This window comes from Rhizobacter sp. AJA081-3 (assembly GCF_017795745.1).
Taxonomy (GTDB): Bacteria; Pseudomonadota; Gammaproteobacteria; order Burkholderiales; family Burkholderiaceae_C; genus Piscinibacter.
In genome coordinates this window covers 751,802-778,047 of the sequence record NZ_CP059067.1, presented here as the reverse complement: position 1 = coordinate 778,047, position 26,246 = coordinate 751,802, and the positions used below count along the sequence as shown (strand labels likewise).

26 protein-coding genes are annotated in these 26,246 nt (G+C 68.0%); 6 read left to right on the top strand and 20 right to left on the bottom strand.

Annotated features, from left to right (window positions below):
- Positions 1-9: 9 nt before the first annotated feature.
- The 8 genes from pyrC to HZ992_RS03850 all read right to left on the bottom strand — a co-directional run bounded on the left by pyrC (position 10) and on the right by HZ992_RS03850 (position 7,790).
- Positions 10-1,041 (bottom strand): dihydroorotase, encoded by a 1,032-nt coding sequence (pyrC, locus tag HZ992_RS03885; RefSeq protein ID WP_209385380.1) that lies wholly within the window; start codon positions 1,039-1,041, stop codon positions 10-12.
- A 31-nt stretch (positions 1,042-1,072) separates the two neighbouring features.
- Positions 1,073-2,059, bottom strand: coding sequence for a catalase family protein (locus HZ992_RS03880; protein ID WP_209385379.1), 987 nt, complete (start codon positions 2,057-2,059; stop codon positions 1,073-1,075).
- A gap of 3 nt (positions 2,060-2,062) precedes the next feature.
- On the bottom strand, positions 2,063-2,797 hold the full coding sequence (locus HZ992_RS03875; RefSeq protein ID WP_209385378.1) for an amino acid ABC transporter ATP-binding protein: 735 nt from the start codon (positions 2,795-2,797) through the stop codon (positions 2,063-2,065).
- 9 nt (positions 2,798-2,806) lie between these two features.
- Positions 2,807-3,475: an amino acid ABC transporter permease gene (locus tag HZ992_RS03870; protein ID WP_209385377.1), complete on the bottom strand. Its 669-nt coding sequence runs from the start codon at positions 3,473-3,475 to the stop codon at positions 2,807-2,809.
- Complete coding sequence (locus HZ992_RS03865) at positions 3,472-4,176, bottom strand: amino acid ABC transporter permease (protein WP_209385376.1); 705 nt, start codon at positions 4,174-4,176, stop codon at positions 3,472-3,474. The genes HZ992_RS03870 and HZ992_RS03865 overlap by 4 nt, the downstream gene beginning before the upstream one ends.
- A gap of 130 nt (positions 4,177-4,306) precedes the next feature.
- Positions 4,307-5,197, bottom strand: coding sequence for an amino acid ABC transporter substrate-binding protein (locus HZ992_RS03860; protein ID WP_245213463.1), 891 nt, complete (start codon positions 5,195-5,197; stop codon positions 4,307-4,309).
- Between the two features lie 140 nt (positions 5,198-5,337).
- Entirely contained in the window at positions 5,338-6,768 is a 1,431-nt protein-coding gene (locus HZ992_RS03855; protein ID WP_209385374.1) for an aspartate ammonia-lyase, read from the bottom strand.
- Positions 6,769-6,854: 86 nt separating this feature from the next.
- Positions 6,855-7,790, bottom strand: coding sequence for a LysR substrate-binding domain-containing protein (locus HZ992_RS03850; RefSeq protein WP_209385373.1), 936 nt, complete (start codon positions 7,788-7,790; stop codon positions 6,855-6,857).
- Positions 7,791-7,857: 67 nt separating this feature from the next.
- Here HZ992_RS03850 and HZ992_RS03845 point away from each other — a divergent pair, with 67 nt between their 5' ends.
- Entirely contained in the window at positions 7,858-9,066 is a 1,209-nt protein-coding gene (locus HZ992_RS03845) for an MFS transporter (RefSeq protein ID WP_209385372.1), read from the top strand.
- Between the two features lie 4 nt (positions 9,067-9,070).
- Here HZ992_RS03845 and HZ992_RS03840 read toward each other — a convergent pair whose 3' ends face one another.
- Positions 9,071-9,559 carry a hypothetical protein gene (locus HZ992_RS03840; RefSeq protein ID WP_209385371.1) on the bottom strand — a complete coding sequence of 163 codons (489 nt, stop codon included), beginning with the start codon at positions 9,557-9,559 and terminating at the stop codon, positions 9,071-9,073.
- 138 nt (positions 9,560-9,697) lie between these two features.
- On the bottom strand, positions 9,698-11,533 hold the full coding sequence (locus HZ992_RS03835) for an ABCB family ABC transporter ATP-binding protein/permease (protein ID WP_209385370.1): 1,836 nt from the start codon (positions 11,531-11,533) through the stop codon (positions 9,698-9,700).
- Positions 11,534-11,686: 153 nt separating this feature from the next.
- Between HZ992_RS03835 and HZ992_RS03830 the strand changes: the two genes are divergently transcribed.
- Positions 11,687-12,031, top strand: coding sequence for an acyl-CoA thioesterase (locus HZ992_RS03830; protein WP_245213462.1), 345 nt, complete (start codon positions 11,687-11,689; stop codon positions 12,029-12,031).
- A gap of 12 nt (positions 12,032-12,043) precedes the next feature.
- On the opposite strand, the gene HZ992_RS03825 is transcribed toward HZ992_RS03830, so the two are convergent.
- Positions 12,044-14,308 (bottom strand): YgiQ family radical SAM protein, encoded by a 2,265-nt coding sequence (locus tag HZ992_RS03825; RefSeq protein WP_209385368.1) that lies wholly within the window; start codon positions 14,306-14,308, stop codon positions 12,044-12,046.
- Positions 14,309-14,442: 134 nt separating this feature from the next.
- Between HZ992_RS03825 and HZ992_RS03820 the strand changes: the two genes are divergently transcribed.
- Positions 14,443-15,447, top strand: coding sequence for a hypothetical protein (locus HZ992_RS03820; protein ID WP_209385367.1), 1,005 nt, complete (start codon positions 14,443-14,445; stop codon positions 15,445-15,447).
- 6 nt (positions 15,448-15,453) lie between these two features.
- On the opposite strand, the gene HZ992_RS25630 is transcribed toward HZ992_RS03820, so the two are convergent.
- Positions 15,454-16,524, bottom strand: coding sequence for a hypothetical protein (locus HZ992_RS25630; RefSeq protein WP_245213346.1), 1,071 nt, complete (start codon positions 16,522-16,524; stop codon positions 15,454-15,456).
- A 160-nt stretch (positions 16,525-16,684) separates the two neighbouring features.
- Positions 16,685-17,350: a Crp/Fnr family transcriptional regulator gene (locus tag HZ992_RS03810; protein WP_209385366.1), complete on the bottom strand. Its 666-nt coding sequence runs from the start codon at positions 17,348-17,350 to the stop codon at positions 16,685-16,687.
- A gap of 189 nt (positions 17,351-17,539) precedes the next feature.
- On the opposite strand from HZ992_RS03810, the gene trxB reads away from it, so the two are divergent.
- From trxB to rpmG, 3 genes are all read left to right on the top strand, one after another.
- Entirely contained in the window at positions 17,540-18,490 is a 951-nt protein-coding gene (trxB, locus tag HZ992_RS03805) for a thioredoxin-disulfide reductase (protein ID WP_209385365.1), read from the top strand.
- Between the two features lie 78 nt (positions 18,491-18,568).
- On the top strand, positions 18,569-18,802 hold the full coding sequence (rpmB, locus tag HZ992_RS03800) for a 50S ribosomal protein L28 (RefSeq protein WP_209385364.1): 234 nt from the start codon (positions 18,569-18,571) through the stop codon (positions 18,800-18,802).
- Between the two features lie 14 nt (positions 18,803-18,816).
- Complete coding sequence (gene rpmG, locus HZ992_RS03795; RefSeq protein ID WP_209385363.1) at positions 18,817-18,984, top strand: 50S ribosomal protein L33; 168 nt, start codon at positions 18,817-18,819, stop codon at positions 18,982-18,984.
- A 107-nt stretch (positions 18,985-19,091) separates the two neighbouring features.
- Here the strand turns inward: rpmG and HZ992_RS03790 are convergent, their stop codons facing one another.
- The 7 genes from HZ992_RS03790 to HZ992_RS03760 all read right to left on the bottom strand — a co-directional run bounded on the left by HZ992_RS03790 (position 19,092) and on the right by HZ992_RS03760 (position 26,239).
- Entirely contained in the window at positions 19,092-20,315 is a 1,224-nt protein-coding gene (locus HZ992_RS03790; RefSeq protein ID WP_209385362.1) for a DesA family fatty acid desaturase, read from the bottom strand.
- 128 nt (positions 20,316-20,443) lie between these two features.
- Positions 20,444-21,703: an RsmB/NOP family class I SAM-dependent RNA methyltransferase gene (locus HZ992_RS03785; protein ID WP_209385361.1), complete on the bottom strand. Its 1,260-nt coding sequence runs from the start codon at positions 21,701-21,703 to the stop codon at positions 20,444-20,446.
- Entirely contained in the window at positions 21,703-22,329 is a 627-nt protein-coding gene (gene purN / locus HZ992_RS03780) for a phosphoribosylglycinamide formyltransferase (RefSeq protein WP_209385360.1), read from the bottom strand. The genes HZ992_RS03785 and purN overlap by 1 nt, the downstream gene beginning before the upstream one ends.
- Before the next feature lie 10 nt (positions 22,330-22,339).
- Positions 22,340-23,650: a tryptophan--tRNA ligase gene (locus HZ992_RS03775; RefSeq protein WP_209385359.1), complete on the bottom strand. Its 1,311-nt coding sequence runs from the start codon at positions 23,648-23,650 to the stop codon at positions 22,340-22,342.
- Between the two features lie 91 nt (positions 23,651-23,741).
- Positions 23,742-24,101, bottom strand: coding sequence for a RidA family protein (locus HZ992_RS03770; protein ID WP_209385358.1), 360 nt, complete (start codon positions 24,099-24,101; stop codon positions 23,742-23,744).
- Complete coding sequence (gene plsY, locus HZ992_RS03765) at positions 24,098-24,826, bottom strand: glycerol-3-phosphate 1-O-acyltransferase PlsY (RefSeq protein WP_209385357.1); 729 nt, start codon at positions 24,824-24,826, stop codon at positions 24,098-24,100. Before plsY ends, HZ992_RS03770 begins: the two co-directional genes overlap by 4 nt.
- A 72-nt stretch (positions 24,827-24,898) precedes the next feature.
- Positions 24,899-26,239 carry a sensor histidine kinase gene (locus HZ992_RS03760; RefSeq protein WP_209385356.1) on the bottom strand — a complete coding sequence of 447 codons (1,341 nt, stop codon included), beginning with the start codon at positions 26,237-26,239 and terminating at the stop codon, positions 24,899-24,901.
- Between the last annotated feature and the right edge of the window lie 7 nt (positions 26,240-26,246).

The window sequence follows — 26,246 nt, the reverse complement described above, 5'->3', positions numbered from 1 at the left end:
GGCGGCCTTTCAGACCAGTTGCCACGCGAGCGTTTCGCCGCCGCGCAGGGGTTTGAGCGCGGCGTCGCCGAAGGGCACGGTCTCGGGCAGCACCCAGGGCTGCCGGCGCAGGGTGACGGTGCCGGAGTTGCGCGGCAGGCCGTAGAAAGCCGGCCCGTTGAAACTGGCGAAGGCCTCCAGCCTGTCGATCGCGCCGACCGCGTCGAAGGCCTCCGCGTACAGCTCCAGCGCGCTGAGCGCGGTGTAGCAGCCGGCGCAGCCGCTGGCGTGCTCCTTGAGGTGCGCCGGGTGCGGCGCGCTGTCGGTGCCGAGGAAGAACTTGCGGCTGCCCGAGGTCGCCGCGTTGACGAGCGCCTGGCGGTGCTCCTCGCGCTTGAGCACCGGCAGGCAGTAGTAGTGCGGCCGCACGCCGCCGAGGAAGATCGCGTTGCGGTTGTAGAGCAGGTGGTGCGCCGTGATGGTGGCCGCCGTCCTCGGCCCGGCCTCGCCGACGTACTGCACCGCGTCGCGCGTGGTGATGTGCTCGAAGACGATCTTCAGCTCGGGGAAGTCGGCGCGCAGCGGGATCAGCTTCTGGTCGATGAAGGCCTTCTCGCGGTCGAACAGGTCGATCTCCGGATCGGTGACTTCGCCGTGCACCAGCAGCGGCAGGCCGACGCGCTGCATCGTGTCCAGCGTCTCGTGCACCTTGCGCAGGTCGGTGACGCCGGCATCGCTGTTCGTCGTGGCGCCGGCCGGGTAGAGCTTGACGGCGACCACGCCGGCGTCCTTCGCGCGGCGGATCTCGTCGGGCGGCAGCACGTCGGTGAGGTACAGCGTCATCAGCGGCTCGAAGGCCACGCCCTTCGGCACGGCAGCGAGGATGCGCTCGCGGTAGGCCAGCGCCTGCGCAGCGGTGGTCACCGGCGGCTTGAGGTTGGGCATGATGATCGCGCGGCCGAACTGGCGTGCCGTGGCGGGCACCACGGCGGCCAGGGCCGCGCCGTCGCGCACGTGCAGGTGCCAGTCGTCGGGGCGGGTGATCGTGAGGGAGTCGCTCATGCAGCGATTCTCGCACCCGCCTGCGACAGACTCAGGCCGCGCCGCGCGCCTTCTGGCTCTCGAAATAGACGACCTTGCGCGAGCGCATCACCTCGCCCAGCGGCCGGTGCGCGGCCAGCGCCTGCCAAGGGTCGAAGACGGCGCGCTCCACCGCATCGGCGAAAGCCTTCGCCTCGGGCGCGCTCAGCTCCTGCGGCTCGATCACGAGTTCGGCCACGTCGACATAGGGCGCCACGCTCTCCGGCCAGTCGACCGAGGCGTCTTCGATGGGCGTGCGCGCTTCGTCGACGAAGCTCTGCAATTGCAGCCGGTAGACCAGCGGCCCCTGGTTCAACTGCGCGAGGTACTCGTCGGCCCAGCGCTCGGGGCTCCGCTGCGCATGCCGCCCCTGCGGCGGCAGCAGGCGCACGCGCACGGCGGAAGGCCCGCAGGCGATGGGTGCCGCGCTGAAGAAGGGCTCGGTCGCAAAGCCCGTGAAAGGCTGGTCGAACGAATCCTTCAGCCGCTTGAGCTGGCCGAACATCTTCACCGGCCCGTAGGTGCGCAGCGCCCAGCCGATCAGGCCTGCCGGCCCCTTGCCGGCGGCGAGCACGAGGCCCACGAACGGCCGGCTGTCGGGGAAGGCGAAGGCGCTCTTGTTGATGAGCGTGAAGTCCTGGTGGTCGGTCGTGCCGCCCAGCGCCGCCGGCCCGTGCAGGCCGTGCACCCGCATCGAGAAGCCGCGGATGTCGGGCACGCGATCCTTCGCCACGTCGGTGCCACCGTTGGACAGGCGCAGCGTGACGTCGTAGTCTCCCATGCGGGCGAACAGGCCGTGGCGCAGGTGCGCCGGCACGCCGTCGAGGACACGCAGCGTGCCCTTGAGCGCGAGGATGGGCTTGCGGTGCAGCGCGCGGCCGGGGCCGAAGCGCTTCGACTTCGCCTGCTGCATCGCCACCAGCGCGCGCGCCGCCTCGGCATGTCGCGCTGGCTCGCCGGGCTCGATACGTTCGGCCCAGCCCGTTCCCGGCGGCGCCATCGTTCAGTGCTGCAGGATCTTGGAGAGGAATTCCTTGGCGCGCGGAGTTCGGGCATCCGGGTCGCCAAAGAACTCGTCCTTCTTGCAGTCCTCGACGATCTTGCCGGCGTCCATGAAGATGACGCGGTGGCTGACGCGCTTGGCAAAGCCCATCTCGTGCGTGACGACCATCATCGTCATGCCCTCCTTGGCCAGCAGCACCATCACATCGAGCACCTCGCCGACCATCTCGGGGTCGAGCGCGGAAGTCGGTTCGTCGAACAGCATCACGATCGGGTCCATCGACAGCGCGCGGGCGATCGCCACGCGCTGCTGCTGGCCGCCCGAGAGCTGGCCGGGGAACTTGTCCTTGTGGACCATCAGGCCGACGCGATCGAGCATCTTCAGCCCGCGAGCCTTGGCCTCGTCCTGCGAGCGGCCGAGCACCTTGATCTGCGCCAGCGTCAGGTTCTCGGTGACGGTGAGGTGGGGGAAGAGCTCGAAGTGCTGGAAGACCATGCCCACGCGGCTGCGCAGCTTGGGCAGGTTCGTCTTCGGGTCGGAGATGGAGATGCCGTCGACGACGATGTCGCCCTTCTGGATCGGCTCCAGCGCGTTCACCGTCTTGATCAGCGTGCTCTTGCCCGAGCCCGACGGGCCGCAGACCACGACGACCTCGCCCTTCTGGATGCTGGTGGTGCAGTCGGTCAGCACCTGGAAGCTGCCGTACCACTTGCTGATGTTCTTGATGTCGATCACGGCGCTCTCCTATCGAATGATCTGGATCTTCTGCTGCAGGCGACGCACGAGCATCGACAGGCTGAAGCAGATGATGAAGTACACGACGGCGGCCACGAGATAGGTCTCGACCGGCCGGTTGAAGTTCTTGCCGGCCACCTCGAAGCCCTTGAGCAGGTCGTAGGCGCCGATGGCGTACACGAGGGACGTGTCCTGGAACAGGATGATGGTCTGCGTGAGCAGCACGGGCAGCATGTTGCGGAAGGCCTGCGGCAGCACCACCAGCTGCATGCACTGTGCGTAGTTCATGCCCACCGCGTAGCCCGCGTAGACCTGCCCCTTGGGCACGCTCTGGATGCCCGCTCGCATGATCTCCGAGTAGTAGGCCGCCTCGAACACCGTGAAGGTGATGATGGCCGACAGCTCCGCACCCATCGGCCGCCCGATCAGCAGCGGGATGAGCAGGAAGAACCACAGGATCACCATCACCAGCGGGATCGAGCGCAACGTGTTGACGTAGGCCGCTGCCGGCATCACCAGCCAAGGCTTGCCCGACAGGCGCATCAGCGCGAGCACCGTACCCAGCGCGATGCCGCCGATCATCGCGATCAGCGTGAGCTGGATCGAGAAGAAGAAGCCCTTGATGACGAAACCGGAGACGACGTTCCAGTTGAAGAAGCTGAAGTCCAGAGCCGTCATTTCCCGCCTCCGATCATCCCGGGCACCTGCACGCGGTTCTCGATGAACAGCGCGATGCGGTTGATGGCGAAGGCGGAGATGAAGTACAGGCCCGTCACCGCCAGGTAGATCTCGATGCCGCGCGAGGTCTCTTCCTGCGCCTGCATGGCGAACATGGTCAGCTCGGCGATGCTCACCGCAAAGGCCACCGACGAGTTCTTGATGATGTTCATCGACTCGCTGGTCAGCGGCGGGATGACGATGCGGAATGCCATCGGCAGCAGCACGTAGCGGTAGGTCTGCGGCAGCGTCAGTCCCACGGCGAGGCCGGCATAGCGCTGGCCCTTGGGCAGGGTCTGGATGCCGGCCTTGACCTGCTCGGCGATGCGCGCAGAAGTGAAGAAGCCCAGCGCGAAGACCACCAGCACGAAGCTCGGCACGCCGCGCAGCGTGAGGAAGATCGACGGGATGACGTGGTACCAGAGGAAGATCTGCACCAGCAGCGGGATGTTGCGGAACAACTCGGTCCAGGAGTTGCCCAGCAGCACCAGCCACTTGTTGGGCACGGTGCGCAGGATGCCCATCAGCGAGCCCACCAGCAGCGCCACCACCAGGGCGCACAGCGCCACCGACAGCGTCCAGCCCCAGGCGGAAATCAGCCACTCCAGGTAGGTCTGCCCTCCTCCGGTGTCCTGCAAGAACACCTGCCAGTCCCATTTCATTGCGCCGCCTCCTGTTGTTCTGTGCCGGCCGGCCCCCAAAAGAAAAGCGCGACGCGGTTGGCCCGACGCCGCGCTCCCCCAGCATAAGCAAGCCCCGAGCCCGCAGGCTCAGGGCTTCCCAGGGGGGCTCTTACTTCTTCATGTACTCCTCGACCGGCTTGTCGTTCGGGCTCGCCCAGGCGGCCTTGGTGGCGTCGCTGGCGGGCAGGCCGACCTTCGTGTTGCTCGGCGGGATCGGCTGCACGAACCACTTGTCGTAGGTCTTGGCCAGGTCGCCGCTCTTGATCTGCGCGATGATGCTGTCGTCCACCGCCTTCTTGAAGGCCGGATCGTCCTTGCGGATCATGATGGCGATCGGCTCGACCGACAGCACCTCGCCGACGATCTTGAAGTCGGCCGGGTTCTTCGCCTTGGCGATGTTGCCGGCCAGGATCTGGCCGTCCATCACGAAGGCATCGGCGCGGCCGGACTCGAGCAGCAGGAAGCTGTCGGCGTGGTCTTTGCCGAACACTTCCTTGAAGTCGATGCCGTTGGCGCGCTCGTGCTTGCGCAGCAGCTGCACCGAGGTCGTGCCGGTGGTGGTGGCGACCGACTTGTCCTTCAGCTGGGCGATCGAGGTGATGCCCGAGGCGCCCTTGACGGCGATGCGCACTTCCTCGACGAAGGTGGTGACGGCGAAGGAGACGTCCTTCTGGCGCGTGGCGTTGTTGGTGGTCGAGCCGCACTCGATGTCCACGGTGCCGTTCTGCACCAGCGGAATGCGGTTCTGCGAGGTCACCGGCTGGTACTTGGTCTCGAGCTTGGCCAGGCCCAGCTGCTTCTGGATGTCGGCCAGCACCCTGGTGCAGACCTCGACGTGGAAGCCGACGTACTTGCCGTCGCCCAGCGTGTAGCTCAGCGCGCCGGAGGATTCGCGCACGCCCATGGTCACCGAGCCGGTGTCCTTGATCTTCTTGAGCGTGTCGGCCTGTGCGCCGGTGGCGGCGGTGGCCGCGGCCAGGGCGATCGCCTTGATGATCATCGACTTGTTCATGCTGACTCCTGCAGAGGGGTTGGGAAGAGAGAGAACGGGATTCTAGGGAGCGGGGAAGCGGGGGTTTGCACGGACTTGCCCGCGTTTCGAGGGTTCGCCCCAGGGCCGAGGCATTGGGTTCGCAACCTTCATGCCACCAGGCGCACCGGTTGCGTGAGCCGCTCGGGCACGAGCAGCGCTTCCATTTCGGCGCGGCCCATGATGCCCAGCCGCTCGGCGGTCTCGGCGATGGTGCCGCCTTCGGCCAGCGCGGTCTTGGCGATCAGCGCCGCCTTCTCGTAGCCGATGATCGGGTTCAATGCGGTCACCAGCGTCACCGACTCGGCCACGCGCCGGCGCAGCAGCTCGTGGTTGGGCGTGATGCCCTCGACGCAGTTCACCTGCAGCGTGCGGCAGGCCCGCGTCAGGTGCGAGATGCTCTTGTACAGCGACCAGCCCATGATCGGCTCGAAGGCGTTGAGCTGCAGCTGCCCGGCCTCGGAGGCCATGGTGATGGTGACGTCGTTGCCGATCACCTCGAAGGCGACCTGGTTCATCACCTCCGGGATCACCGGGTTGACCTTGCCCGGCATGATCGACGAGCCGGCCTGCCGCGCCGGCAGGTGGATGTCGCCGAAACCGGCCTGCGGGCCGCTGGACAGCAGCCGCAGGTCGTTGCAGACCTTGCTGAGCTTGCAAGCCACGCGCTTGAGCACGCCCGACAGCTGCACGAAGGCGCCGGTGTCCTGCGTCGCCTCGACGAGGTTCTCGGCCATCACCACCGGCACGCCGCTGCTCTGCACGAGCAGGGGCACCACGGTTTCGGTGTAGCCGGCCGGCGCGTTGATGCCGGTGCCGATGGCGGTGGCGCCCAGGTTCACCTCGCCGATCAGCGCGCGTGCCTCGCGCAGGCGCTGTTCGTCCTCGCGGATCATGATCGCGAAGGCAAGGAACTCCTGGCCCAGCGTCATCGGCACGGCGTCCTGCAGCTGCGTGCGGCCGATCTTCAGCACATTGCGGAACTCGGCCGCCTTGGCCTCGAAGGCGCCGCGCAGTGCGGCCATGGCCGCGAGCAGTTGGTCGATGCCGGCCCAGGCCGCCAGACGCAGCGCGGTGGGGTAGACGTCGTTGGTGCTCTGCGAGGCGTTGACGTGGTCGTTCGGGTGCAGGTGCTGGTACTCGCCGCGCTGGAAGCCCAGGTGTTCGAGCGCCCGGTTGGCGATCACCTCATTGGCGTTCATGTTGGTCGAGGTGCCGGCGCCGCCCTGGATCACGTCGACGACGAACTGCTCGTGCAGCGCGCCGCCGATCAGGTCGTCGCAGGCCTGCTGGATGGCATCGGAGCGGCGCGCGTCGAGCACGCCGAGCTTGGCGTTGGCGCGCGCAGCCGCCTTCTTGACGTGGGCCAGCGCACGCACCAGTTCCGGCCAGCGGCCAACCGTCGAGCCCGAGATCGGGAAGTTCTCCACCGCGCGGGACGTGTGCACGCCCCAGTAGGCCTCGGCGGGGATCTGCTGGGTGCCGAGGAAGTCCTGCTCGGTGCGGGTGGCGCGCGGCGCCTGCGGGGTGGGTGTCGACATGGGGGCGGACTGTAGGTCCGCAGGCCGCCAGCAGGCCAATGCCGTTTGAGGGCCAGCTCATGCGCGGATCGCATGATCGATCAGGGTCAACCCGTAGACGCGCCCTTGGCGTCGCTGCGCAGGAACTCCCACAGCGCCAGCGCACCGGCCTTGTTGTGGCGCGCCAGTTCGGGGCGCTCGCGGTAGATGCGCACTTCCATCGTGATCTCGTACTGGCCCGCGTCGGCGGCGCGAACGAGGCGACGGCTCTTCAGCTCCTTCTTGACCGAGCTCGCCGGCAGGAAGGCCATGCCGTGGCCCTCGAGCGCCATCGCCTTCAAGCCCTCGGCCATGTCGGTCTCGTAGATCGGCTCAAGCTGCGGCGGCACGACGGCCTGCTTGACGATCACCTCGACGAGACGGCCGAGGTAGGCGCCTTCGCCGTAACCGAGATAGGGCACCCTGTGCGCACTCGTGCCCGGCAGGCGGAACAGCGGATGGCCCTGGTCATCGCCACGCGCATAGGGTGCCAGCGTCTCGTGGCCGAGGCTGAGCATCTCGTAGCGCTCTGGGCTCAGCTGCAGCGGCTGGCTCGGGTGGTGGTAGGCGATCAGCAGGTCGCAGCTGCCCTCGGTGAGCTGCATCACCGCGTCGTGCACGTTGAGCGTGATGAGGCGGCTCTTCAATGCGCCGAAGCGGCTGCGCAGGTCCATCACCCAGTGCGGAAAGAAGGTGAAGGCCAGCGAGTGCGGCACGGCGAACTCGATCATGTCCTGCGCGCCGGTCTGGTGGCCGCGCATCATGTTGCGCGTGGCCTGCAGCGCGCCGAGGATCTCCAGCGCCTGCCCATGGAAGGTCTCGCCGGCGGGCGTGAGCCGAGTCGGGTACGACGATCGGTCGACCAGGTCGATGCCGGCCCAGGCCTCGAGCGCCTGGATGCGGCGCGAGAACGCTGGCTGCGTGACGTGGCGAAGCTGCGCCGATCGCGAGAAGCTGCGCGTCTCGGCGAGGCTGACGAAGTCTTCGAGCCACTTGGTTTCCACGGCTGCGAAGTGTAGCCACCAGCCTGCAGCGGCCGGCCGACGCCGCTGCAGGCACACTGCGGGCCCGATGACTTCATTCCCAGCTTCCGCCCCTCCGCGCGCTGCCGCCTGGATCGTCTTCGCCGCCGGCGTGTGCGCCGCACTGCACGTGGGCAAGCTGCCGCCGGCCATCGGCGCGCTGCAGCAGGCGCTGGGCATGACGCTGCTGGAGGCGGGTTTCCTGCTCTCTCTGGTGCAGGCAGCGGGCATGACGGCGGGCATCGCCTTCGGGGTGCTCGCCGATGCGATGGGGCTGCGGCGCAGCATGTTGATGGGCCTGGCACTGCTCGCCGCGGCGAGCGCCGCCGGTGCCGCGGCCCACGGCGTGCCCGCGCTGCTGGCCCTGCGTGCGATCGAGGGCTTCGGTTTCCTGATGGCGGTACTGCCGGCGCCGGGGCTGATCCGGCGGCTCGTCGCGCCGCAGCGGCTGAACGTGATGCTCGGTGTGTGGGGCACCTACATGCCGCTGGGCGCGGCGCTCGGGCTCCTCGCCGGGCCGCTGTGGATCGACGCCTTCGGCTGGCGGCACTGGTGGGCGGCACTCGCGGCGTTGACGACTGCCATGGCGCTGTTGCTGTGGCGGGGCGTGGCCGACGCGGCCGCGCCCGAGCAGGCTGTGCCTGCCGACAGCGTGATGTCGAGGCTGCGGCTCACGCTGGGCGCGCGCGGCCCCTGGCTCGTCGCGATGAGCTTCGCGCTCTATTCCAGCCAATGGCTTGCGGTGATCGGCTTCCTGCCGGTGATCTACGCGGCAGCCGGCGTCGGCGCAGCGACAACGGGGGTGCTCACGGCGCTGGCCGCAGCCGTCAACATGCTCGGCAACCTGGGCTCCGGCCGGCTGCTGCAGCGCGGCGTGCGACCGCCTTGGCTGCTTGCGACCGGCTTCATCGTGATGGCGCTGGCCGCCACGGCGGCGTTTGCCGGCGGCGCGGACATCGCGCTGCCTCCCGCATTGCGCTACGCGGCGGTGCTGCTGTTCTCCATGGTCGGCGGCATCATCCCGGCCACGCTGTTCGCACTGGCGATGCGCGTCGCGCCGGGGGAACAGACCGTCTCGACGACGGTCGGGTGGATGCAGCAGTGGTCTGCCTTCGGCCAGTTCGTCGGGCCACCGCTGGTGGCCTGGCTGGCCGCCCGCGCTGGCGGGTGGCACTGGACCTGGGCAGCCACCGGCGCAGCCTCGCTGGCCGGATTGCTGCTGGCGCGAGCCATCGCCCGCACCGTGCCGCCGCGCTAGTCGCTCAGCGCAGTGCGGCCTGGGTCAGGACGCCGCGGAACGAACGGGCAAGGTCGTCGGCCAGGGCAACGATCGTCGCCTGGGGGGTGGCGGCATCATCGCCTTGCACCTTCATGTCGGCCGACCAGTACTTGCCGGTGACGCGGTCGACTGCGGCGAGGCGAAAGGTGATCTCACTGGGCCGGGCGCCACAGGCGAAGCTGCCACTGACCGGCGTCATCGTCAGGCCGTTCGCGCCACCCAGCGAAATGCCGGCCATGCGCGCAGCGCGTACCACGTCGCTCGACGCGCTGGAGCGCAGCGCCGCCAACGTGTCCTGGGCATCCTCGGCACCCGGCGTGGCGCTCAGCGCGGCACAGGCCTCGAGGCCGAAACTCTGGTTCTCGATCCACAGCGGGCTGGTGTCGATCGACGATTGCGCACCGGCGCTCGCGGCCAGCGTGGCGAAGACGAAAGACGCTGCCCAACGGCCGGTGTTCTTGATGGCTCTCATGGCGTGCAACCCGTGGTGATTGAAGGTGACGTCACTCTAGGGTCGGCATCCGGCGCGTGCACACGCCCGACTGCAGCGCACGGCCGCGTCGTTATCGAGTTCACGCTCCGATTTCACGCCGGGCGGCCTTCGGCGGGCTCAGATCGGCTCGGCGACCTCGGCCTCGTCGGCACCGCTTTGCTGCAGCCGCCACATCTCGGCGTAGCGGCCGTCCCGCGCCAGCAACTCGGCGTGCGTGCCGCGCTCGACGATGCGGCCCTGCTCCATCACCAGGATCTGGTGGGCGTCGGCCACGGTGGACAGGCGATGCGCAATCACCAGCGCCGTCTTGTTGCGCGCCGCGCTCTTGAGCTCTTCCTGGATGGCTCGCTCGTTGGCCGAGTCCAGCGCCGAGGTGGCCTCGTCGAAGATCAGCACCGGCGGGTTCTTCAGCAGCGTGCGCGCGATCGCGACACGCTGCTTCTCGCCGCCGCTGAGCTTGAGGCCGCGCTCGCCGACCATGGTGTCGTAGCCCTTCGGCGTGGACGTGATGAAGCTGTGGATGTGCGCCGCGCGCGCTGCCTCTTCCACCTCCGTACGCGACGCGCCGGGGCGGCCGTAGGCGATGTTGTATTCCACCGTGTCGTTGAACAGCACCGTGTCCTGCGGCACGATGCCGATGGCCTGGCGCAGGCTCTTCTGCGTCACCGAGCGGATGTCCTGCCCGTCGATCACGATGCGCCCGGTGCTCACGTCGTAGAAGCGGAACATCAGCCGCGCCAGCGTGCTCTTGCCCGAGCCCGAGGGGCCGACCACGGCCACCGTCTTGCCCGCCGGGATCTCGAAGCTCACGCCGTGCAGGATCTCGCGGTCGGTGTCGTAGCCGAAGTGCACGTCCTCGAAGCGCACGGTGCCGCCCTGGGTCGACAGCGGCAGCGCCCCCGGCGCATCGGCCACCTCGCGGTGCTGGCCGAGCAGCGTGAACATCTTCTCCATGTCGATCATCGACTGCTTGATCTCGCGGTAGATCACACCGAGGAAGTTCAGCGGGATGTAGAGCTGGATCATCAGCGCGTTGACGAGCACCAGGTCGCCCAGCGTCATGGTGCCCTCGACCACGCCGACCGTGGCGCGCCACACCAGCAGCAGCACGGTGACCGTGATGATCATGCTCTGGCCGACGTTGAGCAGCGACAGCGAGGTCTGCGACTTGACCGAGGCCTTCTCGAGCTGGCGCAGGTTCTCGTCGTAGCGGGTCTGCTCGAAGGGCTCGTTGCTGAAGTACTTGACGGTCTCGTAGTTGATCAGCGCGTCGACCGCCTTGGTGTTGGCCTTGCTGTCCTGCTCGTTCATGGCACGGCGGAAATGCGTGCGCCATTCGGTCACCGTCACCGTGAAGGTCACGTACAGCACCAGCGCGGTCAGCGTGATGACCGCGAACCAGCCGTCGAACTTGGCCGACAGCAGTGAGATCACCAGCGTCATCTCCACCAGCGTGGGCAGGATGTTGTAGATCGTGTAGTTGAGCAGCGAATGGATCGCGCGCGAGCCGCGCTCCATGTCGCGCGAGACGCCGCCGGTCTGGCGCTCGAGGTGGAAGCGCAGGCTCAGCGACAGCAGGTGGTCGAAGGTTTCCAGCGACACGCGCCGCGCGATGCGCGCCGCCACCGGGTAGAAGAGGAACTCGCGCAGTTCGGTGAACAGCGTCACCGACACGCGCAGTGCGCCGTAGGCGAACAGCAATGCCACCGGCACCACCAGCACGCTGCGGGCATCGCCGGGCTTCAGGTCGAGCGCGTCGACCAGGTTCTTCAGCACCAGCGGCACGCCGACGTTGGCCAGCTTGGCCGCCACCAGGAACGACAGCGCGATCAGCACCCGCCAGCGCCACTGCCATACGTAAGGAGCGAGCTTGCGCAGCGTGCGCCAGTCCGACCGCGTGGCGCCGGGAGCGGGCGCCGGTGCGGGCTGGACGGGCAGGCTGTGGCTTCTCATGAGGGAGCGGGAGGGGCGGCGTGAAAGAATGCGGGCGGGAACTAACGCAGGTGCAGCAATATGGCAGAGATTTCAAGCCCCACCCCGCACGCCGACGCACACCACCTTTCGCCCGTGCAACTGCCGGGCGATCGCCAGCTGGTATTGCGCGTCATGCCGATGCCGGCCGACGCCAACGGCAACGGCGACATCTTCGGCGGCTGGATCATGGCGCAGGTCGACCTGGCCGGCGCCGTGCTGCCGGCACGCATCGCCAAGGGGCGCATCGTCACCGTGGCGGTGAACCAGTTCATCTTCAAGCAGCCGGTGTCGGTGGGCGACCTGCTGAGCTTCTACGCCAAGGTCGAGCGCATCGGCACCACCTCGATCACAGTCAACGTCGAGGTCTACGCCGAGCGCAACCCTGCCAACCTGCAGGTGGTGAAGGTGACCGACGCCAACCTCACCTACGTGGCCATCGACAACCAGGGCCAGCCGCGCAAGATCCCGAAGGACTGAGCGCCGCCTCGGCTACTTGGTCTTCCTCGGCGGCAGCCCGGTGTGCTGCGTGAGGATGCGGCCCTTGGTGACGGGTGAGGTCTTCGTGCCCGTGCTGGTCGAGTTCTTGCGCCGCGCACTCTGGTAGCTTCCGTCGGTCGCCGGCTGGAAAGTCGGCACCAGGTGGTGCTTGCCGTTGCCGATGAGGTCGGCGCGGCCCATGGCCTTCAACGCCTCGCGCAGCAGCGGCCAGTTGTTGGCGTCGTGGTAGCGCAGGAAGGCCTTGTGCAGGCGGCGGCGCTTCTCGCCGCGCACGATGTCGACCTTCTCGGCGCGCGCCGGGTCACGGCTGATGCCTTTCAGCGGGTTCAGGCCAGAGTGGTACATCGCCGTGGCCGTGGCCATCGGGCTCGGGTAGAAGGTCTGCACCTGGTCGGCGCGGAAGCCGTTCTTCTTCAGCCACATCGCGAGGTTCATCATGTCCTCGTCGCGCGTGCCGGGGTGCGCGGCGATGAAGTACGGGATCAGGTACTGCTTCTTGCCGGCCTCGGCGCTGAACTTGTCGAACAGCTGCTTGAAGCGCTCGTAGCTGCCCATGCCCGGCTTCATCATCTTGGACAGCGGGCCGTCCTCGGTGTGCTCGGGCGCGATCTTCAGGTAGCCGCCGACGTGGTGGGTGACCAGCTCCTTGATGTACTCGGGCGACTTCACCGCCAGGTCGTAGCGCAGCCCCGAGCCGATGAGGATCTTCTTCACGCCGCGCAGCGCACGCGCGCGCCGGTACATGTGGATCAGCGGCCCGTGGTCGGTGTTCAGGTTCGCGCAGATGCCCGGGTAGACGCAGCTCGGCTTGCGGCAGGCGGCCTCGATCTCCGGGCTCTTGCAGCCGATGCGATACATGTTGGCGGTCGGCCCGCCGAGGTCGCTGATGACGCCGGTGAAGCCCTTGACCTTGTCGCGGATCTCCTCGATCTCGCGGATCACCGAGTCCTCGCTGCGGCTCTGGATGATGCGGCCCTCGTGCTCCGTGATCGAGCAGAAGGTGCAGCCGCCGAAGCAGCCGCGCATGATGTTCACGCTGAAGCGGATCATCTCCCAGGCGGGGATCTTCGTCGGCCCGTCGTGGCCGCCGGTCTCGTCGGCGTAGCTCGGGTGCGGGCTGCGCGCGTAGGGCAGGTCGAACACATGGTCCATCTCGGCGGTGGTCAGCGGGATGGGCGGTGGGTTCAGCCACACGTCGCGGTCGCCATGCCGTTGCACGAGTGCGCGCGCATTGCCGGGGTTGGTCTCGAGGTGCAGCACGCGGTTGGCGTGTGCATACAGCACCGCGTCGCTCTTCACCTGCTCGTAGCTGGGCAGGCGGATCACCGTGCGCTCGCGCGGCGGAAGGTTCAGCTTGCCGCTGACCGAGGGCACGAAGCGGATCGGCTGCACGGCTGCGCCCATCGGGCCGGCGCCATCTTCCTTGGCGCAGGTGCCACCTTGTTCCGCGGCCTGCTCGCTGGTCGTCTGGTAGGGGTTGATGTGGCTGTCGATGCGGCCGGGGCGGTCGACCTCGGTCGAATCGATCTCGAACCAGCCCTGCGCCGTCGGGTCGACGGTGCGGCGCATGAAGGCTGTGCCGCGCACGTCGGTGATGCGCTCGACCGGCTCGCGCGCGGCCAGGCGGTGCGCGATCTCGATGATGGCGCGCTCGGCATTGCCATACAGCAGCAGGTCGCACTTGGCATCGACCAGCATCGAGCGGCGCACCTTGTCCTGCCAGTAGTCGTAGTGCGCGATGCGGCGCAGCGAGGCCTCGATGCCGCCCATCACGATGGGCACGTCGTTCCAGGCCTCCTTGCAGCGCTGGGCGTAGACCAGCGCGGCGCGGTCGGGCCGTTGGCCGCCCTGCCCGCCCGGCGTGTAGGCGTCGTCGCTGCGGATCTTGCGATCGGCGGTGTAGCGGTTGATCATCGAATCCATGTTCCCGGCGGTGACGCCGAAGAACAGGTTCGGGCGGCCCAGCGCCTTGAAGGGCTCGGCCGACTGCCAGTCGGGCTGCGCGATGATGCCGACGCGAAAGCCCTGCGCCTCCAGCGTGCGGCCGATCACTGCCATGCCGAAGCTGGGGTGGTCGACATAGGCGTCGCCGCTGATGATGACGATGTCGCAGCTGTCCCAGCCCAGCGCCTCCATCTCGGCGCGGCTCATCGGCAGGAACGGCGCCGTGCCGAAGCGCTTGGCCCAGTAGGGCCGATAGCCGGTCAGGGGCCGGTCGGCGACGGGGGCGCGGCGGGTGTCGAGGGCGGTGGTCACAGGTCGCGATTGTCGTTGGTCGGGCCCGACCTACAGATTAGGGGGAGATGCGTACAGGCCGTGATATCCCGCAAGACGGACCGCAGCCGCGGGGCCACACTGAATGTATCGGCCACCGACTTCTGGAGATTGCCATGCGGTTCCATTCCTGCGGCTCTCTGGTCGCCCTTCTCGCCGCAGCCGCGCTCGTGGCCTGTGGGGGCGGCGGCGACAGCCGGCCCACCGTGACCTTCCCGACCGATTTGCGCACCAGCGTGGCCTCGGCGGGTGCGGACATGACGGTAGCGAACTTCCCCGAGTTGTCAGGTGACGCCGTAGAAGCCCTGCTGTCGACTGTCGGCGGCGGCGAAGCGCTGTTGCAGCCGCTCGGGGCCGGCCGTGCGCGGGCCGCGGCACTCGGCCGATGGGCTGCGACGCAGAGCGCATCGCGCGTCGCTGCGGGCGCACGCGCCAAGGCCTTGGCCGTGCAGCCGAGCAAGACTTTCGCGTGCAGCAACTACCCGAGCGGCTACGTCGTCGTGACGGCCAACGACGCCGACAACAACGGCGTTCTCACGGCTGGCGATTCGACCACCATCAGCTTCGTGAACTGCATCGAGCCGGCAGGGTCGCCGCCCATCGACGGCGGCTTCACCATGGTGTTCAACGCGCTGGAACTCGACTCGCAGCAGCAACCCACGGCCTTCGATGCATCGGTGACGATGAACGCGCTGACGGTGCAGGGCCTGGGCAGCCTGGACGGCTCGGCGCGGCTGTGGGTGGCGCCGGTGCCCGGCGGCGAGCGCAGCTTCGTGCGCTACTCCGACATGGTCTCCCGAACCAGCACGCCCGGCGGCGAGAAGGTCGCGGTGCTCAACTTCGACGTCGACGAGACCGTGACCACCATCACGCTCAGCCGCATCAACGGCAGCGTTCAGCTCGGCAGCGACATCTACGTGATCGCCCAGATCACCGCCTTCGACACGACCGCGGGCGACCCCGCGAGCGGCCAGCTTCGACTCACCGACGTACAAGGCGACCGGCTGGTGATCACGGCGCGCGGCGCGCTGGTCGACCGCGAGTTCTTTCTCGTGACCAACAACACGGCCACCCCGGACACCAGCATCATCGGCACGCCCTGGACGGCATTCAAGCAGTAACGCTGCTCACGCGGCTACGAGGCCATCCATGCGGACGACCTCGAAGTTGCTGCCGTGCACCTGGGCCAGTTCGGACACCAGCGCGTCGTTGTCCCAGCGGTCGTCAGGGGCACCGCTGACGTACCAGTTGCTGCCGTTGTCGGCAACGATCAATCCGTAAGTCTTCATGGCCGTGAGAAGCGCGCGCGTCTCGGCGCTGAAGCCGGTGGGAATCGTGTAGCTCGCCTTCAGGCGCACGCGCATGCCCATCGGCGGCAGGCTGGCGCTGGTGCTGTTCGATGCCGCATGGGTGGCCGGTGGCACGTAGGCATTGCGCGAACGCGCCACGGTGAAACGCAGCGCGTGACGGATGCCGCCAGGGCCGAGCGCCGCCTCTTCAAAGCGTGCCAGGCCGGGGAAGATCGGCAGGCCGGCGGCATCGGCACTCGTCCAGCCGGCCCGTCCGCCGGGACGCACAGTGTTGCTTTCGAGGTGGAAGAGCGCGCCGCAGTCAGCGTTCCAGCTGCGGCCGTCTGCCTGCAGGAAGGCCCGATAGAGCTCGTAGAGTCGATTGTTGTCCCGGTCGATGACCAGCACGTGCCGGTCGCCGTTCGAGCCGGAGCCCCCTTCGACCGGCGCCGCAGGCGGCACGGGGTAGGGCCCGGGGTCGCTCTCGTCGCCATAAGCCGTCCAGGTGATAGCCACCGGCGCCTGCGTGCCGGCCACCACCACGTAGGGAATGCCCAGCGGCGCGCCGTTGTACAGGCCTGCGCCGAAGTCCGGATGCAGGCCGGTGGCGGCGCCGATGCTGGCGATGATCGCGTCCGAGTTCGGGTCGACCGGATCGGCGGAGACGTCGCGGTTCCAGGCGTTGTCGGCCGGGAAGGCGACGGCGCCGTTCAACGCGGTGCCGGCACCCAGCGATGCGGCGCGGAAGTCGCCGTAGCGGGCGGTGCCCGGCGAGGGCGCCGGTCCGGGCGAAGGTGCAGGAGACGGCCCAGGCGATGGCGCCGGCGAAGGGGAAGGCGCCGGTGACCCGGCCACCGGCGCCGGATCTGCCCCGCCGCCGCACGCGGCCAGGAACAGCGTCGCCAGCACGGCGAGCGCCTCACGTCGATCGGTGGCAGCCAGGGCTCTCTCCCGTGGAATCGTCAGGAGCCCGATTGTGCGGAGCCAGAAAGCGCAACGGGCGCGATTCACGCGCCCGGTTCGCACAACTTACCGGAGGTCACACGGCCGGCGAGCGGCCGCGAATCGGTCAGCCCGTGAGCTGCTCCTTGATGATCACCGAGCCGTTTTCCTGCGTGTGGACCATGCCGCGCTCTTCCAGGTCCTTCATGACGCGGCTGACCATCTCGCGCGAGGCGCCGACGATCTTGGCCAGGTCCTGGCGCGACACCTTGTTGCGGATGATCTTCACTTCGCCTTCCATCTCGGCCATGTCGAGCAGCGCGCGCGCCACGCGGCCGTAGACGTCGAGCAGCGCCAGCGACTCGATCTGGCGGTCGGCGCTGCGCAGGCGCTGCACCAGGCCGCGCATGATCGCGTAGGACAGGCTGGAGTTCTCCGGCAGGCAGCGCGCGAACTCGGCACGGCCCAGGATGAGCATGTCGGTCTGCACTTCGGCGCGCACCGTCGCCGAGTGCGGCTCGTTGTCGATCAGGCTCATCTCGCCGACGTAGTCGCCGGGCTGCAGCACCGCCAGGATGACTTCGCGGCCGCGCGAGTCCGAGGTCAGAACGCGGGCGCGGCCCGTCAGCAGGATGAACAGGGCGTTCGACTTCTTGTTGTGCTCGACGATGATTTCGCCTCGGCGGAACCGCCGCTTGACCACGCTGTCGGCGATGCTCTGCGCCTGATCGTTCGTCAGCATCGAAAACAGCGGCACGCGCCGGATCAGGTCCAGGTTGGAGAGCATCGCCATACGTTGTTTCCTCTGTGTTGTTTCGGTCGTCTTGGCCGGCGCCACCGTGAAAAAGCCACAATTCACCGACGGGCACTATTGTCACCATTACGAGAAATGACGCTAGGGGATTCCCCAGCCATGTCAGACTTGTGCCCACAAGTTGTGGCGTCTTCGCCGACATTTCAGCCCATTGCCCAGGTGTTTCAGATGAGTTCGAACTCCATGCATGCCCATGTCCTGATCCTCGGATCGGGCCCCGCCGGCTACACGGCCGCGGTGTACGCCGCCCGCGCCAACCTCAAGCCGGTGCTGATCACCGGCATTGCTCAGGGCGGCCAGTTGATGACCACCACCGACGTGGACAACTGGCCCGCCGACGTCGATGGCGTGATGGGCCCCGACCTGATGCAGCGTTTCCAGAAGCACGCCGAGCGCTTCAACACGCAGATCGTCTTCGACCACATCAACCAAGTCGACTTCTCCAAGCGCCCGTTCACGCTCAAGGGCGACTCCGGCACCTACACCTGCGACGCGCTGGTGATCGCCACCGGCGCCAGCGCCAAGTACCTCGGCCTTCCCTCGGAAGAGGCCTTCATGGGCCGCGGCGTGAGCGGCTGCGCCACCTGCGACGGCTTCTTCTACCGCGGCCAGGAAGTGGCCGTGGTCGGCGGCGGCAACACGGCTGTCGAGGAGGCGCTGTACCTGTCGAACATCGCCACCAAGGTGCACCTCGTGCACCGGCGCGACAAGTTCCGCGCCGAGCCGATCATGGTCGACAAGCTGATGGACAAGGTGAAGGCCGGCTCCATGCAACTGCACCTGTGGCACACGCTCGACGAGGTGCTGGGCGACGCCTCGGGCGTCACCGGCGTGCGCCTGAAGGACACGCGCAGCGGTTCCACCACCGACCTGGCGCTCAAGGGCTGCTTCATCGCCATCGGCCACCAGCCGAACACCGACATCTTCAAGGGCCAGTTGGAGATGAAGGACGGCTACATCATCACCAAGGGCGGCAGCCAGGGCATGGCGACGATGACCAGCGTGCCGGGCGTGTTCGCTGCCGGCGACGTGCAGGATCACGTCTACCGCCAGGCGATCACCAGCGCGGGAACCGGCTGCATGGCTGCCCTGGACGCCCAGCGCTTCCTGGAGACGTGACTGACCCGCTTCAATCGGCTATACTCGCGGTCTTTGCCGAAATCTGTCGGCCAGAATTCTGGAGTGTTTGGAGTCGATATGGCACGCGTCTGTCAAGTCACGGGTAAAGGCCCGATGGTCGGAAACAATGTTTCCCACGCCAACAATAAAACGAAGCGTCGCTTCCTGCCCAACCTGCAGTACCGCCGCTTCTGGCTGGAAACCGAGAACCGCTGGGTGCGTCTGCGCATCACGAACGCTGCTCTGCGCCTGATCGACAAGGTCGGCATCGAGCAAGTCGTGGCCGACCTGCGCGCGCGCGGCGAGATCTGAACTAGGAGCCCAACATGGCCAAAGGTGGACGCGAGAAGATCAAGCTGGAGTCGTCGGCCGGCACGGGTCACTTCTACACGACTGACAAGAACAAGAAGACGACGCCCGAGAAGCTCGAGATCATGAAGTTCGATCCGAAGGCTCGCAAGCACGTGAAGTACAAGGAAACCAAGCTGAAGTAAGCACTTCGGCGAGGCAAGCAGCAAGGGCCGCATTCGCGGCCCTTTTGCATGGGCCAAAAAGAAAAGGGGTCGCAGCGCGACCCCTCTTTCCTATCTTGCCGAAGGCATTACGCGTGCGCAGAACGCAGCTTGAGCGAGAACTCCTGCAGCGCGGCGATGCCGCTGTCCTCGGCCTTGCGGCACCAGGCCTGCAGGTCCACTACCAGTTGCTCGGCCGACACGTTGCTGCGCGTCCAGAGCTGGCGCAGTTCCTCGCGCATGGCCACCAGCTTGGCCAGCGCCGGTGAGCCGGCAGCGGCCTGGGCCACGCTTGCTTTGAGCTCCGAAGGGATCTTGTCCTCGTCGCGGTGCAGCCAGCGCTTGGCCAGCAGCATTTCCTTCCAGCGCGCGGTGTTCTCGCCGCCTTGCGCCTTCAGCCGCTCGAGCTCGACACCGCAGGCAGCGCGAAGTTCGTTCGCGTATTTCGCCATCACCTCGTAGCGGTTGGCGATGATGGCCTCGAGTGTCTTGTCGTCCGCCACCGGCTTGACGGTGCCCAGCGCCAGCTTGGGCGGCGTCTTGCGCACGGTGGCCCAGCCGATGGCCTGCATGGCGCGGATGTACAGCCAGCCGATGTCGAATTCGTAGGGCTTGACCGAGAACTTCGCCGAGGTGGCGTAGGTATGGTGATTGTTGTGCAGTTCCTCGCCGCCGATCAGGATGCCCCAGGGCGAGACGTTGGTCGACGCGTCGGGCGACTCGAAGTTGCGGTAGCCCCACCAGTGCCCGATGCCGTTGATGATGCCGGTGGCCATCACGGGGATCCACAGCATCTGTACTGCCCACACCGTGGCGCCGATGCCGCCGAAGAGCATCAGGTCGAGGATCAGCATCACGCCCACGCCCTGCCAGCTGTAGCGGGTGTAGAGGTTGCGCTCGATCCAGTCGTCCGGCGTGTTGTGGCCGTACTTGGCGAGCGTTTCGGGAATCTTGGCCTCGGCGCGGTAGAGCTCGACGCCGGTCAGCAGCAGCGCCTTGATGCCGCGCGTCTGCGGGCTGTGCGGGTCTTCTTCGGTCTCGCACTTGGCGTGGTGCTTGCGGTGCACGGCGACGAACTCCTTCGTCACCATGCCCGTGGTGAGCCACAGCCAGAAGCGGAAGAAATGCGACGGGATCGGGCCGAGTTCCAGCGCGCGGTGCGCCTGGGCGCGGTGCAGGAAGATCGTGACCGCGGAAATGGTGATGTGCGTGACGACCAGCGTGAACAGGAGCACCTGCCACCACGTGGTCTCGACCAGCCCATGGGCCAGCCAAGCAACCAGACCCTCCCACACCGACATCAGAATGTTCATGCACTCGCCTTCACACCGTCAGGAGCGACGGCGCAACTATTGTAAGTGACACACCCCAAAAAGAGGCTTCGGAAACTACGCACCTCGGGTATGCCTCTTTCAAGCATTTGGCGGCTTTTTGCAGCCGATCAAGACCGTTGCCACACCGCTGCGAAAAATCCATCGGTTCCGTGCCGATGCGGCCACAGCCTCAGGCAGCCGTTGCGCACCAGACCCTGTGCACCCTGCACGTGCGCTGCGGCCAGCACTTCTTCGGCTTGCAGCGGACGGAACGTGGCCCGGTTGGCCTCGGTGAAGGCGTCGGCAATCGCTTCGTTCTCGACGCCCAGCAGGCTGCAGGTGGCGTAGACCAGCCGGCCGCCCGGCTTGAGCAGCCGAGCGGCGCTGGCCAGGATGGCCGCCTGCTTGACGCGCAATTCCTCGATGGCTTCGGGCGTCTGCCGCCATTTCATGTCCGGGTTGCGGCGCAGCGTGCCCAGCCCCGAGCAGGGCGCGTCCACCAGCACCCGGTCGATCTTGCCGGCCAGGCGCTTGATGCGGTCGTCGCGCTCGTGGGCGATCTGCACCGGATAGACGTTAGACAGGCCACTGCGCGCCAGCCGCGGCTTGAGCGCGGCCAGGCGATGGCCCGAGGTGTCGAAGGCATAGAGGCGCCCGGTGTTGCGCATCGCCGCGCCCAGCGCGAGCGTCTTGCCGCCGGCACCCGCGCAGAAATCGACGACCATTTCGCCGCGCTTGGCATCGACCATCAGAGCGAGCAGCTGGCTGCCCTCGTCCTGCACCTCGACGTCGCCGCGGGTGAAGACGTCGAGCTTGTGCAGCGCCGGCTTTCCGTGGATGCGCAGCCCCATCGGCGAGAACGGCGTGGGTTCGGCCTCGACGCCGGCTGCGGCGAGCGCCGCCTTCACTTCGTCGCGCTTGGCCTTGAAGGTGTTGACACGCAGGTCGAGCGGCGCCGCGGCGCTCATGCTATCGACGAAGGGCCAGAAGTCCTCGCCCAGTTCGGCATGCAGCCGCTCGGCCAACCACTCGGGCAGGTTATGGCGCAGTTTCTCGGGCAGCGCCGAACGGTCGACCGCCTGTACCTGGGCGATCCAGTGTTGTTCGGGCTCGCTGAGCGCGGCGCGCAGGAAACCTTCGTTGCCCTGCCAGGCGAGGATCGCCAGCCGCCGCTCCATCTCGCCCTTGCCTGACTGGGCCAGATGCTGGAACAGCAGGCGCTGGCGCAGCACGGTGTAGGTGGTCTCGGCCAGCGTGTGGCGCTCGCGGCTGCCGAGCGCGCGGTGCTCGCGGAAGAAGTCCGACACGATGTTGTCGGCCGGTTGCTTGAACTGCAGCACGCGGTGCACCAGTTCAGTGGCGAGTTCGAGCAGGGCGTTGGGGTGCATCAGGTCAGCAGTTGCGGTTCGCCACGCAGGTGGCGCACGCTGGCACCCTCCACACGCAGCAGGTCGTCGACGATCCAGCGCACGGCACGCGGGTAGATCATGTGTTCGCGCGCCAGCACGCGCGCGGCGAGGGTCTGTTCGGAGTCGCCGGGCAGCACCGGCACCACCGCCTGCGCGATGATGGGGCCATGGTCGAGTTCGGCGGTGACGAAGTGCACGGTGGCGCCGGCCGCCTTGCAGCCGGCGTCGATGGCGCGGCGGTGCGTGTGCAGGCCAGCGAACGCCGGCAGCAGGGACGGATGCACGTTCACCATGCGGCCGGCATAGTGCGATACGAAACCGGGCGTGAGGATGCGCATGAAGCCGCCCAGCACCAGCACGTCGGGCGAGAAGCCGTCGATGACACGCGCGAGTTCGGCGTCGAAGGCCTCTCGCGAGTCGTAGCGCTGGTGGTCGACCACCGCCGTGGCGATGCCGCGCGCGCGGGCAAAAGCCAGCCCGCTGGCCTCGGGCCGGTTGCTGACCACGGCGGCGATGCGCGCGTTCCAGCCCTCCGTCGCGCAGGCCTGCACGATGGCTTCCATGTTGGAGCCGCGTCCCGAGATCAGGACGACGATGTTCTTCATGCCGGGGCCGTCATTCCTCGTCGAACAACGCCAGCGCGTGCGCCACGTCCTGGGCGCTGACGCCTTCGCCGCGCGCTGCCGGCACCTCGGCCAGCGCCGCTGCGCGATCGCGCTTGAGCCGCACCACCCACTGGCCGGCCTCCTTGCCCTGCGCGAAGCCTTCGCTTTGCAGCAGCAGCCGGCCGTCGCCGTCGAGCAGCTTGAAGAAGAAGCGGCCGTCGGCCTCGCGGTATTGCTTGAAGACCGGAAGCGCCGGCTTGGACTTCGCCGTCGTCGCGACAGGTGACGCGCCCACCGCCACCATGCGGCGCAGGCCCACCGCCTCGCGCAGTTGCGCGAGAAAGGGCGCAGCGATCGCGCGGGCCTTCTGCGCCCCTTCGAGCAGTGTTTCCTCGATGCGCGCCGGATGGGCGATCAGCTCGGCGTACCGCTCGCGCATCGGCCCGAGTGCCAGCTCGATGCGCTGGGCCACACGCTGCTTGGCCTCGCCCCAGCCCAACCCCGCGATCAGGTCGGCGCGGAAGGCGGCGCGCTCGGCCGGCTCGGCGAAGGCCTCGTACAGCGTGACCAGGTGCGCGCTGTCCGGATCCTTCGGTTCACCAGGCAGCTTCGAGTCGGTGACGACGCGCGCCAGTGCGGCTTGCAGGCCCTTGGCGCCACCCTCGAAGAGCGGAATGGTGTTGTCGTAGCTTTTAGACATCTTGCGCCCGTCCAGGCCCGGCAGCGTGGCCACCTGCTCGTCGATCACCGCTTCGGGCAGCACGAAGTGCTCGCGCCCGTGGCCGAACAGGTGGTTGAAGCGCTGCGCGATGTCGCGCGCCATCTCGATGTGCTGCACCTGGTCGCGGCCCACCGGCACATGGTGCGCGTTGAACATCAGGATGTCGGCCGCCATCAGGATCGGGTAGCTGAACAGGCCCATCGTGACGCCCGAGTCGATGTCTTCGCCGGCTTCCTGGTTCGCGTCCGCCGAGGCCTTGTAGGCGTGGGCACGATTCATCAGACCCTTGGGCGTGACGCAGGTCAGCAGCCAGGTCAGCTCGGGGATCTCGGGGATGTCGCTCTGCCGGTAGAACACCACGCGCGAGGTGTCCAGCCCGGCGGCCAGCCAGGTGGCGGCGATTTCCAGGCGCGAGCGCTCGATGCGTGCAGGGTCGTCGCACTTGATCAACGCGTGGTAGTCGGCGAGGAAGAAGAAGCTGTCCACGCCCGGCTGACGGCTCGAGGCGATGGCCGGACGGATGGCGCCGACGTAGTTGCCCAGGTGCGGCGTGCCGGTGGTCGTGATGCCGGTCAGAACACGGGTGGCGCGGGTGGTCATGGCAGATCGATGAATGCGAATGCAGGGCGGCGCGCCGCAGGGGCGCAGCCGCGTATTGTCGCGGCAGTCGCGACGAGGCCCGATCAAGCGCTCAGATCGCCGCGGTGACGACGATCTCGATCTTCCACTGAGTGCGCGCCAGCCGCGCCTGCACCGTGGCGCGCGGCGGCGCGTCGCCGGGCGGCACCCAGTCGTCCCAGACTTCGTTCATGGCCTCGAAATCGGACAGGTCGGCCAGGAAGATCTGCGCCATCAGGATGCGCGCGCGGTCGGTGCCGGCTTCGCCGAGCAGCCGGTCGATGCTGGCCAGCACCTGTGCGGTCTGGCCGCGGATGTCCTGCGTGGCGTCGTCGGGCACCTGCCCGGCGAGGTAGACCGTGCCGTTGTGCACGGCCATCTCGGACAATCGATCGCCGACGTGGAAGCGGTGCAATCCCTGCGCGAGGTTCATGGCTTGGCTCCGTGCGACTCGTCGTGGTGCTTCTCGTGGTGGTGGCTGCGCCCTCGCGCCTGGCCGTGGCCATGCCTGACGCCAGGCTTCGCGGCAGCGGCAGCGGCAGCCGTCGCCGCCTTCTGCCCGAGTTTGCTCTCGGTGCCCTTGAGCAACTTCTGGATGTTGGCACTGTGGCGCCAGATCAGCAGCAGGCCCATCACCGCGACCGCCCCGGCGATCGGCCCGCCGCCCCAGATCAGCAGCTGGTAGAACGGAGCGAATGCCGCGGAAACGATCGCTGCCAGCGAGGAGTAGCGGAAGAAGCCGGCGATGATCACCCAGGTCAGCAGCGTCGCCAGGCCCAGCCAGGGGTTCAGGCCGAGCAACACCCCCGCAGCGGTGGCCACGCCTTTGCCGCCCTGGAAGCGGAAGAACACCGGCCACAGGTGGCCGAGAAACGCCGCCAGCCCGACCAGCGCCGCCGTGCCCTCGCCCAGCCCGTGCTCGGGCCCGTAGAGGGCCACCAGCAGCACCGGCACGTAGCCCTTGAGCGCGTCGAACACCAGCGTGAGGATCGCGGCCAGCTTGTTGCCCGAACGCAGCACGTTGGTCGCGCCAGGGTTGCCGGAGCCGTAGGTGCGCGGGTCGTTCAGACCCATCAGCCGGCTGATGATCACCGCGAACGAGAGTGAGCCGACCAGGTAGGCGGCCAGCGCGGCAAGAAGGGGGAGCAGACTCTGCATGGAGCCGATCGGAGTGGAACCTCCGCCATTCTGCACGCGCCGCCCCGGCGCGCACCCACGTTTGCCCCGGGGTCAGGCGGTGGGCACGGTCAACACGAAGCAGCTGCCACCGCCCTGGCGCGACTCGCAGCGCACGCTGCCGCCGTGGCGCTGCGCGATCTGCCGCACCAGGCTCAGGCCGAGGCCGACACCGCCGGCCTGCTCCGCATGGCCCGGCAGGCGATAGAACGGCTCGAAGATACGGTCGCGCAAGGCCTCGGGAACGCCCGGGCCGCGGTCGCACACGCGCACTTCGGCCCCCGCCGACGAGCGTGCGAGCTCGACCGTCACCTCGCCACCACCGTAACGGCGCGCGTTCTCCAGCAGGTTGCGCAGCGCGCGTCGCAGCAGGCGCTCGTCGCCCTGCACCGCCAGCGACGGGCCGTCGACCTCGGCCTCCACGCGGGAGCCCTCCTCGACCGCCAGCGCGAGCAGGTCGACTGCATCGCGTCGCTCGATCGACTCCGACGCGTCCAGCCGGCTGGCCAGCAGCAACTCTTCGACCAGCGCATCGAGCTCGGCCACGTTGGTCTCGATCTCGCGCTTGAGCTTCTCGTGCTGCGCTGGTGGCACCTCGTCGAGCATCGACACCGCCATCTTCATGCGGGCCAGCGGCGAACGCAGCTCGTGGCTGGCATTGGCGAGCAGCGACTTGTTCGATCGCACCAGCGCCTCGACACGCGCCGCGGCGTGGTTGAAACTGCTGGCCACGGCAGCGACCTCGTCACGCCCGCTCACCTCGACGCGGTGGTCGAGCTGCCCGGAACCGAAACGCTCGACGCCCAGCTTGAGCGACTCGAGCCGGCGCGTCAGCCGGCGCACCACCGGATAGGCGCCACCCGCGACGGCCAGGAACATGACGGTCAGGAACAAGGCCAGGCCGACGCTGCGCGGCATGGTCGGCGGCAGGAACGGCAGCATCAGTTCGCCGGGAGGCGGCGCCATGCCCCGGCGCATGTCCGGCGGATCGCCCGGGCGCGGCGGCAGCCGCAGCAGCCGCGGACGCAGGATCCACAGCATGCGGCCGTCTTCCAGCCGCACCGAGGCGATGCGCGCCCCTTCCTCTTCCTGCCGGCGCAGGAACGAGTCCGACGCGACGATGCGCGCACCCTGCTCGTCGTCCAGCGCCATCGGCAAGCGGAGTCGCTGCGACCAGTCGCGCACCGCCGCCGCCTGTTCGTCCGGCGGCGCAGCGGCGCCGGGCAGCGCGCGCTGCAGCAGTTCAGCCCAGGCCGCCGTGCGGTCGCCCAGAGCGCCCTCGACGCGCACGCGCTCCTGCTCGAGGTGGCGCTGGAACACCCAGCCCGACACTGCCGCGAACAGCAGCAGCACGGCCACCACCGTGAGGTAGATGCGCAGGTACAGCGACTTCATCGAGGCT

Coding starts and splice junctions, on each gene's coding strand:
- purN (WP_209385360.1), bottom strand. CDS start 22,329: ATGAAGAACATCGTCGTCCTGATCTCGGGACGCGGCTCCAACATGGAA.
- HZ992_RS03840 (WP_209385371.1), bottom strand. CDS start 9,559: ATGAGAGCCATCAAGAACACCGGCCGTTGGGCAGCGTCTTTCGTCTTC.
- HZ992_RS03880 (WP_209385379.1), bottom strand. CDS start 2,059: ATGGCGCCGCCGGGAACGGGCTGGGCCGAACGTATCGAGCCCGGCGAG.
- HZ992_RS03820 (WP_209385367.1), top strand. CDS start 14,443: ATGCGGTTCCATTCCTGCGGCTCTCTGGTCGCCCTTCTCGCCGCAGCC.
- HZ992_RS03845 (WP_209385372.1), top strand. CDS start 7,858: ATGACTTCATTCCCAGCTTCCGCCCCTCCGCGCGCTGCCGCCTGGATC.
- HZ992_RS03860 (WP_245213463.1), bottom strand. CDS start 5,197: ATGATCATCAAGGCGATCGCCCTGGCCGCGGCCACCGCCGCCACCGGC.
- HZ992_RS03790 (WP_209385362.1), bottom strand. CDS start 20,315: ATGAACATTCTGATGTCGGTGTGGGAGGGTCTGGTTGCTTGGCTGGCC.
- HZ992_RS03865 (WP_209385376.1), bottom strand. CDS start 4,176: ATGAAATGGGACTGGCAGGTGTTCTTGCAGGACACCGGAGGAGGGCAG.
- HZ992_RS03855 (WP_209385374.1), bottom strand. CDS start 6,768: ATGTCGACACCCACCCCGCAGGCGCCGCGCGCCACCCGCACCGAGCAG.
- HZ992_RS03870 (WP_209385377.1), bottom strand. CDS start 3,475: ATGACGGCTCTGGACTTCAGCTTCTTCAACTGGAACGTCGTCTCCGGT.
- HZ992_RS03760 (WP_209385356.1), bottom strand. CDS start 26,239: ATGAAGTCGCTGTACCTGCGCATCTACCTCACGGTGGTGGCCGTGCTG.
- HZ992_RS03830 (WP_245213462.1), top strand. CDS start 11,687: ATGCCGATGCCGGCCGACGCCAACGGCAACGGCGACATCTTCGGCGGC.
- HZ992_RS03785 (WP_209385361.1), bottom strand. CDS start 21,703: ATGCACCCCAACGCCCTGCTCGAACTCGCCACTGAACTGGTGCACCGC.
- plsY (WP_209385357.1), bottom strand. CDS start 24,826: ATGCAGAGTCTGCTCCCCCTTCTTGCCGCGCTGGCCGCCTACCTGGTC.
- HZ992_RS03810 (WP_209385366.1), bottom strand. CDS start 17,350: ATGGCGATGCTCTCCAACCTGGACCTGATCCGGCGCGTGCCGCTGTTT.
- rpmG (WP_209385363.1), top strand. CDS start 18,817: ATGGCCAAAGGTGGACGCGAGAAGATCAAGCTGGAGTCGTCGGCCGGC.
- HZ992_RS03835 (WP_209385370.1), bottom strand. CDS start 11,533: ATGAGAAGCCACAGCCTGCCCGTCCAGCCCGCACCGGCGCCCGCTCCC.
- trxB (WP_209385365.1), top strand. CDS start 17,540: ATGAGTTCGAACTCCATGCATGCCCATGTCCTGATCCTCGGATCGGGC.
- pyrC (WP_209385380.1), bottom strand. CDS start 1,041: ATGAGCGACTCCCTCACGATCACCCGCCCCGACGACTGGCACCTGCAC.
- HZ992_RS03770 (WP_209385358.1), bottom strand. CDS start 24,101: ATGAACCTCGCGCAGGGATTGCACCGCTTCCACGTCGGCGATCGATTG.
- rpmB (WP_209385364.1), top strand. CDS start 18,569: ATGGCACGCGTCTGTCAAGTCACGGGTAAAGGCCCGATGGTCGGAAAC.
- HZ992_RS03775 (WP_209385359.1), bottom strand. CDS start 23,650: ATGACCACCCGCGCCACCCGTGTTCTGACCGGCATCACGACCACCGGC.